The organism is Streptomyces sp. GESEQ-35, assembly GCF_017948485.1.
Lineage (GTDB): Bacteria > Actinomycetota > Actinomycetes > Streptomycetales > Streptomycetaceae > Streptomyces.
Genome location: NZ_JAFFSX010000003.1, coordinates 251,822 through 268,799 on the forward strand (window position 1 = coordinate 251,822; position 16,978 = coordinate 268,799).

General features: G+C 72.9%; 13 protein-coding genes. 3 read left to right on the forward strand and 10 right to left on the reverse strand.

Annotation, left to right across the window (positions count from 1 at the left end):
- Positions 1-17: 17 nt before the first annotated feature.
- Together KCH87_RS08145 and KCH87_RS08150 are read right to left on the reverse strand one after the other, a co-directional pair.
- Positions 18-443, reverse strand: coding sequence for a phage tail protein (locus KCH87_RS08145; protein ID WP_210585232.1), 426 nt, complete (start codon positions 441-443; stop codon positions 18-20).
- Between the two features lie 29 nt (positions 444-472).
- Positions 473-2,377, reverse strand: coding sequence for a hypothetical protein (locus KCH87_RS08150; RefSeq protein ID WP_210585233.1), 1,905 nt, complete (start codon positions 2,375-2,377; stop codon positions 473-475).
- An 88-nt stretch (positions 2,378-2,465) separates the two neighbouring features.
- Between KCH87_RS08150 and KCH87_RS08155 the strand changes: the two genes are divergently transcribed.
- Complete coding sequence (locus KCH87_RS08155) at positions 2,466-2,960, forward strand: hypothetical protein (RefSeq protein ID WP_210585234.1); 495 nt, start codon at positions 2,466-2,468, stop codon at positions 2,958-2,960.
- A gap of 621 nt (positions 2,961-3,581) precedes the next feature.
- Here KCH87_RS08155 and KCH87_RS08160 read toward each other — a convergent pair.
- Genes KCH87_RS08160 through KCH87_RS08175 form a run of 4 tightly spaced genes read right to left on the reverse strand, consistent with a single transcriptional unit; the run spans position 3,582 to position 6,268 of the window.
- Positions 3,582-3,740 carry a DUF6760 family protein gene (locus tag KCH87_RS08160; protein ID WP_164992666.1) on the reverse strand — a complete coding sequence of 53 codons (159 nt, stop codon included), beginning with the start codon at positions 3,738-3,740 and terminating at the stop codon, positions 3,582-3,584.
- Complete coding sequence (locus KCH87_RS08165; RefSeq protein WP_210585235.1) at positions 3,737-4,234, reverse strand: hypothetical protein; 498 nt, start codon at positions 4,232-4,234, stop codon at positions 3,737-3,739. The genes KCH87_RS08160 and KCH87_RS08165 overlap by 4 nt, the downstream gene beginning before the upstream one ends.
- Complete coding sequence (locus KCH87_RS08170; protein WP_210585236.1) at positions 4,231-4,671, reverse strand: phage tail protein; 441 nt, start codon at positions 4,669-4,671, stop codon at positions 4,231-4,233. The genes KCH87_RS08165 and KCH87_RS08170 overlap by 4 nt, the downstream gene beginning before the upstream one ends.
- Before the next feature lie 34 nt (positions 4,672-4,705).
- Positions 4,706-6,268: a phage tail sheath family protein gene (locus tag KCH87_RS08175; RefSeq protein WP_210585237.1), complete on the reverse strand. Its 1,563-nt coding sequence runs from the start codon at positions 6,266-6,268 to the stop codon at positions 4,706-4,708.
- 246 nt (positions 6,269-6,514) lie between these two features.
- Here KCH87_RS08175 and KCH87_RS08180 point away from each other — a divergent pair, with 246 nt between their 5' ends.
- Complete coding sequence (locus KCH87_RS08180; RefSeq protein WP_210585238.1) at positions 6,515-7,876, forward strand: DUF4157 domain-containing protein; 1,362 nt, start codon at positions 6,515-6,517, stop codon at positions 7,874-7,876.
- A gap of 30 nt (positions 7,877-7,906) precedes the next feature.
- Here KCH87_RS08180 and KCH87_RS08185 read toward each other — a convergent pair whose 3' ends face one another.
- The 4 genes from KCH87_RS08185 to KCH87_RS08200 form a co-directional block, all read right to left on the reverse strand.
- A complete protein-coding gene (locus KCH87_RS08185) occupies positions 7,907-10,435 on the reverse strand; it encodes an ATP-binding protein (protein ID WP_247195885.1) in 2,529 nt (842 codons plus the stop codon).
- Positions 10,432-11,136: a DUF4255 domain-containing protein gene (locus KCH87_RS08190; protein ID WP_210585240.1), complete on the reverse strand. Its 705-nt coding sequence runs from the start codon at positions 11,134-11,136 to the stop codon at positions 10,432-10,434. The genes KCH87_RS08185 and KCH87_RS08190 overlap by 4 nt, the downstream gene beginning before the upstream one ends.
- Positions 11,133-14,351 carry a DUF11 domain-containing protein gene (locus KCH87_RS08195; protein WP_210585241.1) on the reverse strand — a complete coding sequence of 1,073 codons (3,219 nt, stop codon included), beginning with the start codon at positions 14,349-14,351 and terminating at the stop codon, positions 11,133-11,135. Before KCH87_RS08195 ends, KCH87_RS08190 begins: the two co-directional genes overlap by 4 nt.
- Positions 14,352-14,646: 295 nt before the next feature.
- On the reverse strand, positions 14,647-15,342 hold the full coding sequence (locus tag KCH87_RS08200) for a LuxR C-terminal-related transcriptional regulator (RefSeq protein WP_247195886.1): 696 nt from the start codon (positions 15,340-15,342) through the stop codon (positions 14,647-14,649).
- Positions 15,343-15,574: 232 nt separating this feature from the next.
- On the opposite strand from KCH87_RS08200, the gene KCH87_RS08205 reads away from it, so the two are divergent.
- Positions 15,575-16,906 (forward strand): hydrolytic protein, encoded by a 1,332-nt coding sequence (locus tag KCH87_RS08205; protein WP_308298778.1) that lies wholly within the window; start codon positions 15,575-15,577, stop codon positions 16,904-16,906.
- The last annotated feature ends 72 nt before the right edge of the window (positions 16,907-16,978 follow it).

Sequence of the window (16,978 nt, forward strand, 5' to 3'; positions counted from 1 at the left end):
CGGTTCATGAGCGCGGGTCAGGAAGGGCGCAGCCCCTCGTGGGCGATCTCCAGGGTCTCCACCGCGGCCTGTGAGCTGCTGGGGTCGAAGGACGGGCCCTGCCAGCGCACCGGGACGATCCCGAACACCTGCCAGCTGATGATCTTGGTCAGGTCCGGTTTCAGCGCCACGATCTCGCCGTCCTTGGGCTCCACCCGCTTCAGCGTCTCGTCGAGCCAGCGGCCGATCTTCGCCGTGTCCTTGGTGACCGGCCGGGTGAGCGTGATGTTCGACCAGGTGACGCGGCCGGGCAGGTTCCACGTGAAACCGTTGTTGCCGCCCTCCTGGTAGCTCTCCATCTCCACCTCGGCGCCCATGCCGGAGCAGGTGTGGAAGGCGCCCAGGTCGTTGCCTCCGATCGCGAGCCGGAAGAACACGCTCGTCGCGAAGATGTTGTCCGTCATTCGTCCGTCATCCGTTCCGTGCCGGGCCCTCAGCGGCGTCCGTCGTAGGGGCGGCCTGTACGTTCCCTGCCGCGCCGCAGCTCGGTGCGCAGCAGGCGGGCCATCGGGTCGAGCAGGCGGCGCGCCAGGTCGTCCAGGTCGAGGCCGGGGTCCTGCGGTGTCTCGGCGCGCTTGCCAGGGGCGGCGGGCTTCGCGGCCTTGGAGTCCGTGCGTGACTGACTGCCCGCCGGCACCGATTTGACCGGCACACCCTTGGGTACGGCGTCCCGCTTGGCCGTATCCCTCTTGAGTACGGCGTCGTCCGCCCTGGAGGCCTCGCGCTGGACCGGGGTTGCCGCGCCGCCGGTCCCGCCGCCCGGCGCAACGGTTCGGGGCCGGACCACAGGGACGGGCCCCACCGGTGCCGGTGCCGACGTGGCCGACGGGCGGTCCGCGAGCGGCGGCGACTGCGGGGCGGTCACCGGCAGGGACCGGCCGGGTACGGCGGTGGCCGGGGCAGCCGCCGCCGTAGCGGATGTCCCGTGCGGCGGCGCAGGCTTGACGACCGGGACGCGCTGGACGACGCCCGGGGAACCGGTCCGTCCTGCGCCCGAGTTCCGCGGTCCGTGCGCCGTCGCGGCCTGTTGGACCGGCGGCGTCGCCGCAGCGCCCGAGGACGGTCCCGGCGTCGGCCGCGCGGACGCCGCGGGGTCGCCGTCGGGCGCAGCCGCTGCCCCGGGCCAGCGCGCCGCCACCACGGGACGGCCACCGGTACGGGAGGCGGCGGGCTGTGAAACCCCTTCCGGGGCCCGGGTGTTCAGGGTGAGGGGGCGCGCGGGGAGCAGTTGGAGGGTGCGGGGTGCCGCCGGCGGGGCGGAGCGGGTCACGGTGAGAGGGCGCGGGACGGCTGCGCCTCCGGTGCCCTTGGCCGTGGGCCGGACGCCCGCGGTGGTTTCGGTGGTGGGCCGGATGCCTCCGGTCGTGGCCGGGGCGCCGGTTTCGGTTTCGGCCGGGGCACGGGCGACGACGACCGGGCCCGGGCCCGCGGGGTCGTGGGACCGGTGGCCGCCGGGCCCCGGCCCGCCGGACGTCGCGGCGGGTCGGGACGCCGTACCGGTCGGGCCTACGGCGCCTTCCGGTGCCGGACCGTGCGGCGCGGCGGCCGGAGACGGTGTCACCAGCGGTGTGGCGGGCCCGTTTCCGTGGTCCGTCGGGCCGGGCGTCGTGGTGCCGTGGGTGGCGGAGTGGTCCGCCACGCTGCGCTGGACGTCGACCGCTCCCAGCAACGGCGCGTCCGCTCCGCCCTCGCCCCGCGCGGGCGGAGCGGACCCGGTGGGCGTCCCGTCGCGATCCATGGCGGGCGGCGCCGAATCAGCCGCGGACCTCTGATCGTCCCGGCGGGCCGGAGCGCGCTGGACGGCCGGGCCGGGCGACGGGCGGGAAGCACGGGCGCCGGACGCGGCCGCACCGGGTACGTCGGCGCTCGCCGGCAGCGCGGGCAACGGCGCGCCCAAACCGCCACGCGCGCGTGCCCCGGAACGGCCCGAGTCGGACGTACGGCGCGGGGCGGGGCCCTCCTGAGCCGTGCCCTGCACACCGCCGTCGGACGTGCTCGTGCCATCCGTCTGGCGCTGGACAACAGGAAGCGCCGGACCGGGCGCGGGACGCTGGGCGGGGGTGCCGTCCGCCAACGGGGTTGCCGTGGAGGGCAGTTCAGTCATCGGGGCGCCGAGGGGTGCGCGGCTGCCCGTGCGTGTGGCGGCACGCTGCACGGGAGGCGTCGAGGACGGCGTCGTACCGGCCGGTGTTGTCGTGGCGGGGCCGGGTGCGTCAGAGGTGGCGACCGGCGCCTGAGCGGCGGGGGCCGGCCGCAGGGCGGGGACGCGGCGCGCGGGTCCTGCCTGTCGCCGGGCGACGTTCAGGCGGTGCCCCACCGGGCGGAGTGGGACGGGCACGGGGGACACGTCGACGCCGGAGGCACGCGATGCCTCCGGCTGCCTGCTTCCCCGGACGGACTGTGACCCCGTCGTCCCCGACGTCGCCGTGCGCTGGACGGCCGGGCCGGACGTCGTACGCCCCCCTGAACCGCCCGGCGACCGGGACGCGCTCCCGGAGTCCGGCCTGGGCGCGCTGGGCCGCGCGGCCGGGGCGGGCCGGTTCACGGAACCGTCGGCGGGTGTGCCCGGGATCACCGCAACCCGTCGTACCAGCGGAATCTCCCGCGCGGCGGCCGCGCGGCCGGTGTCGGAGGGCGTCACGACCGGGGCCGCACCCGGCTCCACGGCCCGTTGGACGGCGGGAGGCGACGAGGAGAGCACGGCGGGGGAATCCGCGGACGTGATGCCACGGGTTCGCCGAGCGTCGGCCGAACGCCTCGCCCCCGCAGTGCTGTCGTCGCCGGAACGCGCGATCACAGGCCCGGACCCGGAGCCCGCGCCCGCCGAGCCGGACGAAGCTGAGCCGGTCGGCGTCGGACCGGACGAACCAGAGCCGGAGCCCGGCGAACCAGACGCAGCCGAACCGGAGCCCGACGTCTGAGACGCAGCTGAACCCGCGCCCGACGACCCAGACGAGCCCGGACCGGACGCCGCCGATCCGGACGGCCGCGCTCCCGGACGCGTCCGACGTGCGACGGGAGTTGCCGCGGCGGACGACGGCCGACCCGCACTGCCCGGGTTCCCGGCGTCCGACGCACCGTCCTGCGGTCCGTCCGCCCCCTCCGGCCGCATGGCCCGGAGCAGCAACGGCCCCCCACCGGTGCGGGTGGGTTGTGGGGCGGCCGGGCGTGTCACGCCACGGACCAGGCCGGCCGGAGCGGTCGGCATCAGGGCGTGGCCGAGGCCGTTGTCGAAGGACGGGTTCTGCCAGGCGGCGAGGCCCGAACGGAACGCGAGGCCGTCGCTGACGCCCAGCGGGGCGCGGGCGACGGTGAGGGTCGGCGGCGCGGTTCGACGCCAGCCGCCGTCCCAGTCGCCGGGCACGGAGGAACCGCGCGCGGCGGAGCCGGCGGCACCGGACGCCTCCCGGCCCCCGTCGCCGGGCGAACCGGCCGTCACGGACCCGGACGAATCACCGGCACCGGACAGGCCGCCCGGCCCGGCGCCGGAGCCGTCCGCTCCGGTGGCCCGGCGGCGCAGCCTGTCCCGCCATGCCATGTGCTCAACCGCCTTCGTTCACGCGGGTGTTGATACGGGCGATCTCGGCCACCCACTGCTGGCGTTCGCCGTGGGTGAGATCGAGGATCTCCTCGCGTTGCCAGTGGAAGTGATAGGCGATGTACGCGATCTCCTCCCGGAGCCGGGGAAGGGCGTACGTCACGATTCCCCCAGGCGCCCACCCGAGAGGTCGACCTCGAAGCCGCCCTCGCAGTGCGGGCAGGTCACCGCGGCACGCGTGTGGCCCTCGCTGTTGACGCGGCGGTAGAAGTCCTGGAGGAACGCGACGTCGGTGGCGTACATCCGCTCCACGATCCCGGCGTGCACATCGGTGATGTTGCCGAGCCGGGTGATCACCTGGCTCAGCAGCACCACGCTCAGGTACGCCGGGTTCTCCTTCACCCGCAGGTCGATCTGGGGCCGCAGTTCGTCGCGGGCGGTGGCCAGGCGCATCATGCCGTGCCGGTGCACCGTGCCCTCGTCGTCGACGTACCCGCGCGGCAGCTCGAACTCGAACTCGGTGCGCAGCCCGTGATCCTCCTGCCGGCGCGGCGGGGCGGCGGCCGGAGCGGCCGCCGCCTGCTCCGACGCCTGGGCGGGCGCCGTCGCCTGGAGGATCTCCTCCAGGTTGCCCGCCGTGACCGTACGGCGCCTCATTCGACGACGATCTCCTCGAACGTGATCGTGACGGACTCGGTGGCCGGGGACGACTCGCCCGCCTTCAGGGACGGGCCCTCCCACTTGGAGGCCCAGCCCTGCATCAGCTGGATACGGCGGACCGTGTTGCCCTCGGAGTCCTTGATCTCGATGGTGAGGTTCTGCCGCGCGGTGTTGACGGCACCGTTGTTCAGCGTCTCCTTGATCCACTTGGTGAACTCGCTGCTCTGGTCGAGTCCCCGGGTGATCGTGATCTCACCGGCCTGGCGCGCGCCGGGCTGCTTGCGGATGATCTGCTTGCCCTGGTCGCTGACCTGCTTGACCTCGACGACCTCCTCCTCGACGGTCAGCCCGCTGATCTCCTGGATCGACTCGACCAGGTAGCCACCGAGCTGCACGCCGAAGACGTGGGTGGAAAGAGCATCGCCCGTTGCCATGACTGTCTGTCACCTTTCCTTGAGGACCCGGAGGTCACTCGTCGATGAGGCTGGTGCTGTCGGAGAACTGGGCCAGCCGGAACACCACGAACTCGGCGGGCTTGACCGGCGAGACACCGATCTCGCAGACGACCCGGCCCTGGTCGATGGATTCCTGCGGGTTGTTGTCGCGGTCGCACTTCACGTAGAACGCCTCTTCGGCGGTGCGGCCGAACAGCGCGCCCCGGCGCCATTCCTCCTGGAGGAACGCCGTGACGTTGCGCCGGATGCTCGCCCACAGCCGGTCGTCGTTCGGCTCGAAGACCACCCACTGGGTGCCCAGGAGGATGGACTCCTCCAGGTAGTTGAAGAGGCGGCGCACGTTCAGGTAGCGCCAGGCCGGGTCGGAGGAGAGGGTGCGGGCACCCCAGATCCGGATGCCCCGGCCGGGGAAGGCCCGTACACAGTTCACGCCGATCGGGTTCAGCAGGTCCTGCTCGCCCTTGCTGAGCCGGATCTCCAGGTCCACCGCACCGCGGATCACCTCGTTGGCGGGCGCCTTGTGCACACCGCGCTCGGCGTCGCTGCGGGCCCACACGCCGGCGACGTGACCGCTCGGCGGGACGGTGGTGTTGCGTCCGGCGGCCGGGTCGAAGACCCGCACCCACGGGTAGTAGAGGGTGGCGTACCGGGAGTCGTAGCCGGCCTCGTCGTTGCGCCAGGTGCGCACCTGCTGGGCGTTGAGCCCGGGCGGGGCGTCCAGGACGGCCACGCGGTCGCCCATCTGCTCGCAGTGCGAGATCACGGCGAGCTGCACGGTGCGGACGCCCTCGGCGTCGATGTCGCCGCGCTGGTGGGCGCTCATCAGGTCCGGCACCGCGACCATGGTGATCTCGTCGATGCTCTCCAGGCCGCCGAACCCGGTGCGCGCCGCGGAGTCGCCGACGTACTCGGCGGGGTTGAGGCGGGCCACCTCTCCGGCGCCGTTCGTGGCGGGCGAGGCCGGGGCGTCGGGCACTGCCACGGTCCCCGCGGCGGGCCTGCTCTGGGTGGCGCCCCGCTGCTCGGTGACCTCGATCAGCTTGGAGGCGCGGGCCTGGTTGACCAGGTAGCCCTTGACGTTCTTGCGGGTGGAGGCCTCGTACGTCTCCACGACCTCGTCGCCCTTGCGGACGAGGAGCTTGAAGCGGTCCTCCGGCGGGTTGTCGCCGTTCGCTTCGGCGACCTCCACCGACACCCCGGAAGCGCCCGGCTTGGCGGCGACCAGGAAGCCGCCCAGCTCCACCGGATCCACGGCCCTGGCGTCCCGCTTGCTCCGGGCGCCGTTCGCCGCCGGGGCGGAGGCGTCCTCGGCCGCGCCGCCGATGCGCACCACGTACGCGGCGCCGCCGCCGTTGGCGAAGTATCCGTAGACCGCATGGGCCAGGTAGGTGCCCTCGGTGAAGCCACCGAACTCCTGGGTGTACTGGTCCCAGCTGGTGACCAGCGTCGGTGCGTGGAAGGATCCGCGCTCGGCGAACCCTACGAACGCGGCGACGGCCGTGCCGACCCCTTCGATCGGTCGGGCACCGGACTGCACCTCCTCCACGTACACGCCCGGGGTGAGGTACGTCGGCATGCTCGCTCCTTAGCGTCCTTGCGGTCACCTGTGTCCAGGCCGAGTTTGCGTGGGCGGTTGGGGCAGGTGACAGGGGCCCGGGGACCTGGTCGGGGGCAAGACCGCTGCCTTTCCGTACCTCCCGCACGGACCGTCCGGACATCACACGCCTTTGCCCTCACACTGCCTGTGCGGACCTGGACGCCCGGTCGGCGCATGCTGTCCACTGGGGGACGCAGCAGGCGTGCGCCGACAAGGAGGCAGTAGATGCAGAGGTCCGGACGGCGCACCGAGGGGAACGAAGCCGAGCGGCCGGTGCGCGACACGGTCGCCGCCCGGCGGGAGACATCCTCGGCCGGCGCCGCCGTCCCGCCCCCGCTCACCGCCGACGTGCTGCGGGCGGCGCAGGGCAGCGCGGGCAACGCCGCGGTGACCGGCATGATCGCCCGCCGCGCCCGCCCCGCGCCCGCGCCCGCGCCGGAGCAGTTCGACACCGAGGTGCCCGAGGTCCTGAGCTCGGGCGGCAAACAGTTCGCGGGGCCGATCCGCCAGGAGATGGAGTCCCGCTTCGGCACCGACTTCTCCGACGTACGCCTGCACACCGGCGGCGCCGCCGCCCGCTCGGCCCGCGCCATCGGCGCCCGCGCCTACACCTCCGGCAGCCATGTCGTCCTCGGCCCCGGCGGGGGCGACAAGCACACCCTGGCCCATGAGTTGACCCATGTCGTCCAGCAGCGCCAGGGGCCCGTGGCCGGCACGGACAGCGGTGCGGGGCTGAGGATCTCCGACCCTTCCGACCGCTTCGAGCGGGAGGCGGAGAGCAACGCGCGTCGCGTCATGAGCGCCGCGCGGACGCCCCGGGAAGCCGGGCAGACCGCACCGCCGGCAGAGCGAACCCAGCGGCAGACGGTCCAGCGCTGGGCGGACCAGGTCACCCAGAACCAAGCGGACATGGAGGTTTCGGCCGGCGGGCTGTTCGCGGTCCCGAGCGCCGGCCCCACCTCGATCTGGATACGTGTCGGAACCGCGCAGGGCGCTTTCTCCCCGGCACTGCGCCCGACGAGCACACCAGCGCAGAACCTCTTCGGCACCGGGGACTACCAGGAGCACGAGCTCACCAGGAACATCCTGGACGACTGCCTCCACACAGCGGAGGAAATCATGCATGACGCTGTGGGAGAGCTGGCCGACGGCGCGAACAGCAACGTGCGCACGAGTGCCGGACTCAAGGCTTTCGGGATGTCGGACGAATCGAACCGTGAGCGGGCGGGCGATTTCCAGGGGGCAACGGATCGTCACGCCAGTCCGGTTGTCGGACAGTCCTACCTGATGCTTGCCATGAATCCGGGGGAAACGACAATGTCGCAGTACCACGCGGCCGCGGTCGTGGGACTGGACGGAACAGACACGGTGACCATGGAGGCCTTCGCAGGCAGCCGTCAGACAGCCCCGAATGCCATGACCTACTCGATCGGCACGGTGAACTCGTTCCACGATTACTGGACGGGCGCCTATTACACCCCGAATCATCCCGGCGTCACCATGAAGACGGTGGTCATCGTCAAACGCGGAAAGGGGCGGCGCGTGCCGGCGGGCGAGGAGCGGCCGGTCAACCCCAACGTGCCTTGAGGCCGCCTCTTTGCCAGACGGTTCCGTCACTCACGCGCCGGTGGCGACGGCAAGGTACGGCCCGAACTCACCCTCCAGGACCAGCCGCCCCAGCTTGCGGTACTCCTGGGCGACCGCCGTCACCACCTGCCGCATGGTGAGCGGCCTGCCGGACTCCGCGGCGAGGTAGGCCGCGGTGACCGCGCAGGCGCGGATGGAGCCGCCGGCCAGTTCGAAGCGGTCCGCGCAGAAGGCGAGGTCCAGGTCGTCGGCGCGGGGCAGCCGGTCGCCCAGGCAGCGGTCCCACAGGGCGAGGCGCTGGCCGGCGTCGGGCACGGGGAAGTCCGCGACGACGTCCAGGCGGCGGGTGAACGCCTCGTCCAGGTTGGCCCGCAGGTTGGTGGTCAGCACCGCGATGCCGTCGAACGACTCCATGCGCTGGAGCAGGTACGCCGACTCGATGTTGGCGTGCCGGTCGTGGGCGTCCTTCACCTCCGAGCGCTTGCCGAAGATCGCGTCGGCCTCGTCGAAGAGCAGGACCGCGTTGACCGCGGACGCCTCCGTGAAGATCCGCTCCAGGTTCTTCTCGGTCTCGCCGACGTACTTGTCCACAACTGTGGACAGATCCACCACATACAGGTCCATGCCGAGGTCCGCCGCGACGACCTCCGCGGACATGGTCTTCCCGGTGCCCGACTCACCGGCGAACAGCGCGATCACGCCGCGTCCGCGGCCGCCGCCGGGCCGCATCCCCCACTGCCCGAGCACCTGCTCGCGATGGCGGGCGCGCAGGGCGAGTTCGCGCAGCCGCCGGTGGGTGGTGGGCGGGAGCACCAGGTCGTCCCAGCCGACGCCCGGCTCCACCCGGCGGGCCAGCCGGTCGAGCCCCGCGCCGTTCTGGGCCCGTACGGCGGCCCGCAGATCGTCGGGGCCGACCGGACGGCCCTCGATGGCGGCCGTGCGTACCGCCACGTCGGCGGCGCGGCGCAACTGCCCCGAGTCCAGCCGGTGCGCGGCGACCGCATCGGCGAGGGCGTCGGCGTCGCCGGTCATGATGCCGCCACCCGCGGCGCGATCGAGGACGGCACCGTCACGCGCACCCGAGCCCAAGACGGCGCCGTCACCCACCGACCGTTCCAAGGCACCGTCACCCACCGACCGTTCGAGGACGGCACCCTCACGCGCACCCGAGCCCAAGACGGCGCCGTCACCCACCGACCGTTCCAAAGCGCCGCCACCCACGGACCGTTCGAGGACGGCACCCTCACGCGCGGCTGAGACCAAGGCGGCGGCGTCACCCACCGGCCGTTCCAAGGCGCCGCCACCCACCGACCGTTCGAGGGCGTGTCGCCAGCGCGCGGCCTGTCGTTCGGGGGAGGGTGCCGACACGGTCAGGGTGACGGGGGTGTCGGCCGCCCACGCCGGGTCCCAGCCGGTCGTTCCGTGCGTGAACAGGGGGATTCCGCGCAGCTCCGTGCACAACGCCCGCAGCGTACGGGCGCGTTCGGCGGGCTCCGCGGGCAGCGCCTCCAGTGGGCCGAGGACGACCCCGGCGCCGGTGAGGAGGGCTTCGCGGGCTGCCGTCCGGGCAAGCTCCGGCACGTCGCCCGAGCGCCGGGCGAGTGCCGCCGCGTCCAGGACGAGCGTGCGCAGCCCGGCCGAGTGCAGGGCAGCGGCGGCCAGCCCCTCGGCGTCGCCGCCCCGGCTGCGCAGATGGACCAGTCCTACGCCGGTCCCGGCCGCGGCCGCCGTCCGCCGGACCTCGGCCGCCTCGGCGGTCGGATCGTCCCGGACCTCGCCGAGCAGACCACCGAGCCGGGCGTCGGGCTGTTCGCTGCCCAGGAGGTGCCCGGTGACCCGGTCCGGGACCACCAACACGCGGGACAGCGGCGGCCGTTCAGGCTCGGTGACCTGCACCAGACCGCCCTCGATCAGCGGCGCTCCGGGGGCGAGCCGGAACCGCGCGTCCGCCGCACCGCCGAGCCCGCAGAGCTCCAGCGCGAGCCCGACCGTGGGCCGACGACGCGTCAGGTCGTCGTTGAGATAGCCGTAGAGCCGCTCGAACCGCGCGTCCAGGTCCGGCGCCACCGCGACCAGCAGCAGATCCAAGTCCAGCGGCGACAGCCCGAACCGTCGGGCGAGCCCGTCGAGCACGGACCCCGCCGGCGGACACCAGGGCTCACCGCCCGGCACATCGAGACCACCCGGCTCATCCAGGATGCGCGCGGCCGCCTCGGGAGTGAGGTACTGCCCCCGGTACGGGTCGTCGGGATCAGGATCCCCGGCCCGACGCACCCCCACCGCATACCGCACCCGCTCCTCCACCACACCCAGCCGCACCCAGAGGTGGTCCACGTCGACGGGGAGGACACCGAGGGCAGGCCGGAGTGCGGGTTCGGTGGTGGGTGGGGCGGAATCTTCGGCAGCCGGTCGGGCGGAAGCCTCGGCGGCGGGTGGGGCGGCGGTGGCCGGTCGGGCGTCGGCATCGGCGGCGGTCTCGGCGGTCGGCCGGGGCTGGGTCTCGGCGGTCGGCCGGGCCGAGGAGTCGGTGGGGGTGGGTGGTTCGGTGGTGTGGGTCATGGCTGGCGGTCACCCCGGCGGCGGCGGGCCGGGGCGGGGCCCCGTTCGCGTGGGCCGGCGAAGCCGTCCCGGCCCGGGTCGGTGACCTCCTTGTAGCGCAGGCGGCGGCCCGGCGTCGCGTCCTCGCCCTCGCGTGCGGCGGCGGTGCGTACGACGAGGCCTTCGGTGACCGGCGGCGCGGTGGCCCTGGTCAGGCCGGCGAGCGGCGCCCGTACCCGTACCCCGAGCGATGCCTTCAGCTCGCCGCCGAGCGCCGACCAGACGTCGGAGGCGGCCGGTGCGTCGAGCGCGGACCCGCCGGCGTCCAGCCCCACGGTCAGGCCGAGTTCGGCGAGCGTGCCGGTGAGCAGCCCCGCCGGCAGCGTGTCGGTGGCCACCAGCGTGGCGAGCACCTGCGAGAGCAGCCGGTGCTCGTCCTGCGGGCGGCTCGTCCACGCCGTGACCATGTACGACAGCCAGAACCAGCGCGGCGGGGAACGCCGCGCCACCAGGTACCCGTCCTCGTCGTACACCTCCCCGGCGCCGCTGCCCCGCCGGGTGGCGTCCTCGCGGATGTCGTACAGGAAGACGCAGACCGTCGGGGCGCTGCGGCGTGCCGCCCAGTCCCGGGTGGGGGCGTCGAAAGCGACCTCGACGCCCGATGCCTCAAGACCGGACTCGCCGAGCAGCCGGCGCAGCCCCTCGTCGACCTCGTGGATCACCGGCGGGTCACCTCGTCCGGCGGCTGCACGCTGCCGCTGACCACCAGGAAGTCGGTCTTCACCGGTGAGAACCCGGGACCGCCGGCCGTGATGGTGCGCGGTCCGGTCTGGTCCTTGGAGAGGATGAGCAGCTGGCCGATGAACGTGCCGTCCCGCAACGGAACCGTCGGCGCCGCCGCCGCGGTGATCCCCGGGTTCCACTTGAACCGCACCGGCACGCCCGGCGGGAAGTCCTTGCCGCGCACCGAGGTGACGAAGCCGGGCTTACCGATCTCCGGCACCGCGATGATCCGCGGCTGGAGGATCCGCAGCCGCTCCCGGGCGGTGTTGTCGTTCCTGTCGGCGTCGGTCCCGGTGGTGGTGAGGATGCCGACCGCCTGGCCCGTCGTCGCCTTCTTGGGACTGAGGACCACCCGTACGACCGTGCTCGCACCCGGCCTGAGGTCCGGCAGCGCACACACCCAGGAGGTGTCGCAGCCCGCCGGCGGCCCGCTGTTCGGGATGCCCTTGGGCAGGCCGACCTTCAGCCGCAGCCCGGTCGCCAGCGCGTTACGGCCGTTGCGCACGGTGTACGTCACCACGACGCGCCCGCCGACGTACCCGGGGTTCGGCTGGGCCGAGACCCGCACGCCGGGCCCGGCCTCCGGCTCCTCCGGCTCCGGGGGCACGGTGGGCGTCGGAGTCGGGGTGGGAGTGGGAGTGGGAGTGGGGCTGGGAGGCGTCGGGGGCGGGGACGTCGGGGGCGGCGTCTCCTCCTCGACCACCGGCACCACGGTCCGGCCCGCGTTGTCGCTCGGCTCCGGATCCAGGACCGTACCGGTGACGGACCAGTCGATCGGCGCGTCGCCCGGTGTGACCCCGGTGAGGGTGACGTCCACCGGAACGGTCGTGCCGGGCTCCACCACACCGACGTTGCACTGGAGGGACGCGGCATCGCAGGTGCCGCCGGGCCAGGTGATCCCGGTGATCTGCACGCCGGCCGGCGGGGCGATGGTCAGGGTGGTGCCGGGAGAGGCGGCGGGACCGTTGTTCACGACGTCGACGGTGACCGTGGTGGAGTCGCCGACGGTGACCTCCGGCGTGCTGCCGGGTGCCTGGAGGGCGAGGTCCACGGACTGCTGGACGGCCGGCTCCTTCTGCCGGCCCGGAAGACCGGTGGTGAACGGGGTGATCTCGCCGGACTCGACGTCCAGAGTGCTCAGCTTCTCGGGGCTGTTGACCGCGACGTCGGCGCGTGAACTGAACACCAGGCTCTTGCCGTCGGCCGTCCAGGCGGCGTCCCGCGGCTGGAACGGGCCGGTGGCCGAGGTGTCCGGCAGCGCCCGGCCGCAGGCGCCGGGGAGATCGAGGACGGAGGCTGGCAGCAGCACCTGGCAGCCGTCGCCCGACAGGGATGTCAGGAGCAGGCCGTTCTGTTCGTCGACCGCGCCGCCGCCGTTCTTGCGGTTGAAGGCGATGCTGAGCCCGTCCGGGGAGAACGCCGGGCTGTCGTCGATGACCTCGCAGCTGCCCGGGCAGTCGGTGGCGCTCAGGTCGGTCTGCTGGGTCAGGTTGTTCACGGGCACGGTCCAGATGTGCTTGTTGCCGCCGCCCCCGTCGATCTCCATGTTGCGGGTGAAGGCCAGGGTGGTGCCGTCGGAGGACCAGGTGGGCTGGGCGTCCTGGCCCTGGAGCTGCCCGGCCGGCGCGGTGATCTCGCCGGTGATCGCACCGGTCGCCGCGTCCGCGATGAGGATGCGGCTGGGACCGGCGGCCTCGCCTACGCCGCCCGGCGAAGTCCGGGTGAAGGCGAGGAACTTGCCGTCCGGGGAGAACGTCGGGTCGGTGTCCCAGTCCGTCGCGGCGCGTCCCGCGAGCGGCATGGGCGCCGCGTTGGAGCCGTCGGCGTCCACCATCCAGATCCGCTCGACGCGTTGGCCGTCGACGGTCTCGAAGCGGGTGACGACGATCCGGCGGCCGTCGGGTGTGTAGTTCTGGCGCTCGGTCCACGGGTCGAACCCGGCCGCGGGCTGGAACAGCGGGTCCTTGGCGGGATCGGTGTTGGTGTCGGCCGCCGGGTCCTCGTTGAGGATCGTCAGACCCAGGTCGCGGGGGTCGGACCCGTCCAGCCGAGAGTCCTGCAAGGTCACCACGTGGGCGCCGTCGAGGCCGTCGTTGGGGTCGTCGTTGGGGTCGTCCGCCGTGGTGCGCTCCACCACTACGCCGCCGCCGTCGACCGGTCCGAGCCAGGTGGGCGAGAGGACTTCCCGGTCCTCGTTCAGCACCAGCTCGGGTTCCGTCGTCGTATGCGGCGGCGCCTTGAACACATGGTCGTAGTCGCCCGAGCACGTACAGGTGATCTCAGGGCTCAGGAACACCACCCCGTTCCCGTCGGGCTGCCAAGCCGCCGAGTGAGCACGCCAGTCGGCGTACACGTCGCCGAACAGCGGCTCGTCGGTGGTCCCGTCCGTGATCCGCAGCCGGGGCTTCGACTGACCGTCGACGGTGGTGGCGGTGTACGCGATCCAGTTCCGGTTCACGTCGTCGTTCACCGGGTTCCACGCCGGCTGAGTGGCCGTGCCGTTCGCGGGGTCGGTGAGCAGGGTGGCGGTACCGCCCGCCAGGGGCCGTACATAGATCTGCTGTCCGACCGTCTGGTCGCTGTCACTGGAGTACGCGATCCGCTGCCCGTCCGGGGAGACCGTCGGGTCCTCCTCGTTCGCGGGGGTGTCGGTGAGCTGTGTCAGACCGGTGCCGTCGGTGCGCACCAGCCACAGGTCACGCTGGGTCCCGCCGTCCAGGCCACCGGACTCGGCCGCGTCGAACAGCACGGACTGCCCGTCCGGGGTCAGCTGGGGGTGCGCCACGTCCATGCCGGTGGTGAGTTTGCGTACCGAGCCGTCGGCGGCCCGCAGGTAGATCTGCGGGTTCGTCTCGTCGCGGAGGCTCGCGAAGACCATCTGGTCACCGAGGGCGGACGGCTGGGTGTCGTAGTGGGCCGGGCCGTCCCCGAACAGCGGTGCGCTGAAGGCGTTGGAGTCGACCTTGCCGAGACTGCGGTGGCGGGTACCGGCGTAAGCGACCCGGGTGTCCGCGGCGTCGGCGGCCGCCTTCGCCTGGGGCTCGGCGTTGCCCGGTCCTGCGGCCGCCGTCACCCCGAGCAGCGGGATCAGCAGCAGCAGCGACATCCCGAGTCTCCCCAGGCTGTACCGCCCGCCGGGGCCAGCGGATTCCATCACGGTCCCCTTCGCAGTCCGATGCGGCATCTGGATGTGCCCCCGCCACCCTGCACCGGCCGTCTGCGGCGCGGCAGGGCGGAGGGGACGTACCTGGGGGAAACGCGGGGTGCGCTTTCGGGCAGCGGGGGGTTCCCTGGGGCCCTTGCGAAGTCAGCTGCGGTTCGGCAGCGCCCCAAAGGGGCGCGGGGCTGTATCGATGTGCGGCTCCGCCGCGTGGGCGCGACCAGCCACGACGGGCCCGCGGACGATCAACGACCAATCGTTGCCCTTCCCGCGGAGCGCTTGGCCGTCGTCAGATCAGCCCGTTGCGCAGCGCGTAGCCGACCGCGTGGGCCCGGTTGCGCAGTTGCAGGCGCGTGATGATCTCGTGCAGCACGTTCTTGACGGTCCGTTCGGAGTACGCGGTCTTGCGGGCTATCTCCGCGGTGTCCAGGCCCTCCGACACCAGGCGCAGCATGTCCGCCTCGCGCGTGGTCAGCGTGGACAGGGACAGGCCGCCGGGGTCGAGGGCCGAGCGCTGGAGGCTGCTGCCGACGTGGCTGAGCAGCTTGCCGAGCAGATCGCCGGGCAACACGCCCTCGCCGTTGGCTATGGCCAGGACGAGGTGGAGGAGCTGGTCCCGGTCGGCCTCGGCGCGCCGCAGCACCGCCGCCACACCGCACTCGATGACGCGTTGCAGCGCGCCCGATCCGAGGGTGCCCACCACAAGTCCCGTACGAGTGGCCGTGTTGTGCCGCAGCCGCTGGAGCAGGGCGGCCACGTCGTCGTCAACGGTGTCGACGACCACCAGCGACACCTCGGCCAGGTCCACGTCGGCGTCGTCGACCAGGTCGACCTCGGGGCGCTGGCGCAACTGCTGGACGACACCGAGGCGCAGGATCGGATCGGCCGCGTAGACGGCAACGGTCACCCTGCTCGTGCGGTCGGATCGAGAGGCCCAGTGGGCGGAGCCGGCTCTGGCGGGCTCACGCGGTGTGGCGACGGTCATTTCAGGGCCATTCTCCTCGGCGCAGGACATGGAGGTACCTGTTTCTGAGTGCGTGGGGGGAGGGTATGCAGGGTCGAGGCGACCACCGAAGGCGGCGCACGGGAGAACTCGTGCGACATTAACGACGCACCGTTACAACGGAGTTGACATGGGCTTGCCGGGCAGTGCGACTGCCCGGGTGTTGCCCTCGCGCTTCTCGTGGCGTCCCCGGGCGCGCTCCTACCGTGGTGGCGTGACGCCTTCTGCTGCCTCTTCCGGCCCCGGTGCGCCCGGCCTCGACATCCCGGCCGTGACGGTGGCGCCGGGTGACATCGCCACGACCACTCTGACCGTCCGCAACGACAGCGACATCGTCGAGGCGTACAGCCTGGAAGTCGTGGGGGACTGCGCCCCCTGGACCACCGTGGAGCCCGCCCGGGTCTCCCTGTATCCCGGCACCTCCGAAGCGGTGACGATCCGTCTGTCGCCGCCGCGGTCCCCGGAGATCCGGGCCGGTGAGCTGCCTCTCGGTGTGCGGGTCCTGCCGACCGAGCACCCCGAGTCGGTGCGGGTCCTCGAAACCACGGTGCACATCGAGGCGTTCCACGAGCTCCAGACCGAACTGGCCCCGCGCCGGCGCCGCGGCTGGCTGCGCGGCCGCTACAAGCTGGCGGTGCGCAACCAGGGCAACACGCCGGTGCAGGTGGGCTTCACCCCCGGACAGGCGGGCGAGGAGCTGGGGTTCGCCTTCAACCCGGCCGAACCGAAGCTGGAGCCCGGCGAGTCGACCGAGGTCGGGCTGCGCGTCCGCACGGCCAAGCCGGTGTGGTTCGGCGCGCCGGTGGTGTGGCCGTTCACCGTTGACACCGCCGAGAAGGGTGACCGGGAGGAGGAGGCCCGGTGGGACGAGCCCGCCGTCCGGCCGCCGCTGGACGCGGAGTTCGTCCAGATCCCGATCTTCCCCAGGTGGCTGCTGATTCTGCTTGCGGCGCTGCTCGCGCTGCTGCTCGCCTGGTTCGCACTGGTCCGTCCGGTGGTGAAGAGCGCCGCCAAGGAAGCGGCCGAGGAAGCGGTCCAGCCGCGCCCCACGCCCGCCGGGGAGCAGACTCCGGGCGCCGGCACCGGCGCCGGTTCGAGCGCCCAACCCGGCGGTGGCGGCCAGGAGTCGGGCGCGCCGGCCGGATCGGGTGGCGGGGGCACTTCGGCGGGCGGTGGCACCGCGGCCGGCGGCCAGCAGTCGCAGACCATCGATGTGCAGACGTCCGCCGGGGAGACCAAGACCGGTACCTACAAGGTGCCCAAGGACAGCGTGTTCGGGGTCACGGACATCGTCGTCGCCAACTTCCAGGGCGACGAAGGGGTGTTGACGATCTCGTTCGGCGACCGCAAGATCACCACGATCGCGCTGGAGACCTTCCGGAACCAGGACTACCACTGGGTGACCCCCATCGAGATCGCTGAGAACGACACCGTGACCATCAACGTGACCTGCGCAAAGCCTGGTACACCGGCTACCGGTCGACAGGCGCAGGGGTGCCACGAGGTCCTGAACGTGAGCGGTGTGCTCAGCCGCACCACTCAGTGAACCGGACCTTCCGATTCTGGGACATTGTCGATCGATACTGACGCTCTCTGTAAAGCATCAGATCTTGTTCGG

What these genes read in the sequence shown, in the direction of transcription:
- KCH87_RS08185 (WP_247195885.1), bottom strand. Translation starts at nt 10,435, where the DNA reads ATGACCCACACCACCGAACCACCCACCCCCACCGACTCCTCGGCCCGG.
- KCH87_RS08170 (WP_210585236.1), bottom strand. Translation starts at nt 4,671, where the DNA reads ATGGCAACGGGCGATGCTCTTTCCACCCACGTCTTCGGCGTGCAGCTC.
- KCH87_RS08200 (WP_247195886.1), bottom strand. Translation starts at nt 15,342, where the DNA reads ATGACCGTCGCCACACCGCGTGAGCCCGCCAGAGCCGGCTCCGCCCAC.
- KCH87_RS08195 (WP_210585241.1), bottom strand. Translation starts at nt 14,351, where the DNA reads ATGGAATCCGCTGGCCCCGGCGGGCGGTACAGCCTGGGGAGACTCGGG.
- KCH87_RS08145 (WP_210585232.1), bottom strand. Translation starts at nt 443, where the DNA reads ATGACGGACAACATCTTCGCGACGAGCGTGTTCTTCCGGCTCGCGATC.
- KCH87_RS08180 (WP_210585238.1), top strand. Translation starts at nt 6,515, where the DNA reads ATGCAGAGGTCCGGACGGCGCACCGAGGGGAACGAAGCCGAGCGGCCG.
- KCH87_RS08175 (WP_210585237.1), bottom strand. Translation starts at nt 6,268, where the DNA reads ATGCCGACGTACCTCACCCCGGGCGTGTACGTGGAGGAGGTGCAGTCC.
- KCH87_RS08165 (WP_210585235.1), bottom strand. Translation starts at nt 4,234, where the DNA reads ATGAGGCGCCGTACGGTCACGGCGGGCAACCTGGAGGAGATCCTCCAG.